The sequence below is a fragment of the Photorhabdus heterorhabditis genome (assembly GCF_018448905.1).
Classification (GTDB): domain Bacteria; phylum Pseudomonadota; class Gammaproteobacteria; order Enterobacterales; family Enterobacteriaceae; genus Photorhabdus; species Photorhabdus heterorhabditis.
The window spans coordinates 1-1,480 of record NZ_RCWA01000122.1; the positions used below are offsets into that span (position 1 = coordinate 1).

Here is a 1,480-nt window from a genome sequence, read left to right on the forward strand (position 1 = left end):
CAAAGCAGCTAAAGAAGCCACTTTAACGTATAAGTATTCATGGGCCGATAATGGGTAATAGTCCGGTTGAATTGCCCACTTTACCGCTAAATAACTCAAGTGCCCCAGACTTTTTTATGCTCTCGCACTAGGAAGGAATGAGAATATTTTTTCTCTAACAAAAGGTTGATATTGAGAATAACTATCTGAGCGTGAATGAGCTGGACAATTTTGCGCATAAAGCCCGCACCTGTGAAGGCGAAAGCTGCAAACAAGTGATCAAGGATATGTTAAAATGAGTATCGGGGTTACAGGGATATGATGCACAATGAAGAAGAACACTACGCCAACATTACATGATGCTATTTTTAAGCAGTTTCTGACACATCCAGATACGGCCAGAGATTTTCTACAGTTCCATTTGCCACTAACTCTGCTGAAGGTTTGTGATCTGAATACGCTGCAACTGGTATCGGGAAGCTTCATTGAAGACGATCTGCGGCCATACTACAGTGACGTTTTGTATTCACTAAAAACGGGTAAGGGTGACGGTTATGTATACTGTCTGATTGAACATCAAAGCTCGCCTGATAAACACATGGCTTTTCGGATGTTGCGTTATGCCATTGCTGCCATGCAACGTCATCTTGATGCTGGTCATAAAACGTTACCGTTGGTGATACCCGTACTATTCTACCAGGGAAAGATCAGTCCGTATCCGTATCCGATGAATTGGCTTTTGGAGTTCGATGATCCGGAACTTGCCGGCGAGTTGTACAATAAAGATTTTCCACTGGTTGATATTACCGTTATTCCGGACGACGAAATAATGAAACATCGTCGTATGGCTGTGCTCGAAATGTTGCAGAAACACATTCGCCAGCGTGATCTGACTGAGCTGCTTGACCAGCTGGTAACATTGTTGTTGGAAGGATATACCACTCAGGAACAGCTGATATCTGTGATAAACTATATGCTGCAGGCGGGAGAATCTCACGATCCGGCTGCTTTGCTAAACACTCTGGCATCACGTGTGCCACAGCATGAGGAAGCTCTGATGACTATTGCTGAAAAACTCCGCCTCGAGGGCGAACAACGCGGGATTCGGAAAGGGATGCAGTTAGGTGAACAGAAAGGACTTGAAGAAGGCGTGCGGCTGGGTGAACAGAAAGGGCGTGAAGAAGGTGTGCGGCTGGGTAAACTCGACGTTGCCCACAGCCTTTTGAAAATGGGGATGCCTCGCGAGGCTGTTCTCGAAGCGACTGGCTTATCTGAAGACGAGTTGGCGCAGATCCGTCATTGATTCTGACACCAGAAAGAATCCCATTAAGGGCGTCGTCAGCCGCAGCAACTAACGCCCTTTTTAGAGAGCATAAAATCTATGGTCGCCCTCGTTTTTGCAACACTCATTTTGATGAATTTTGGGCTTGCTTAAATCTATCCGGCGTCACTATAGGCAAGGAACCTGCGCCTCGATGAGTTCCGCGCCTGATGAACCTTA

At 46.1% G+C, this 1,480-nt stretch carries 1 protein-coding gene; it reads left to right on the top strand.

Features of this window, described 5'->3' with window-relative positions; genetic code table 11:
* Nucleotides 1-307 precede the first annotated feature (307 nt).
* On the top strand, nucleotides 308-1,282 hold the full coding sequence (locus tag EAE89_RS22840; RefSeq protein ID WP_054481742.1) for an Rpn family recombination-promoting nuclease/putative transposase: 975 nt from the start codon (nucleotides 308-310) through the stop codon (nucleotides 1,280-1,282).
* The last annotated feature ends 198 nt before the right edge of the window (nucleotides 1,283-1,480 follow it).

What these genes read in the sequence shown, in the direction of transcription:
- EAE89_RS22840 (WP_054481742.1), top strand. Translation starts at nt 308, where the DNA reads ATGAAGAAGAACACTACGCCAACATTACATGATGCTATTTTTAAGCAG.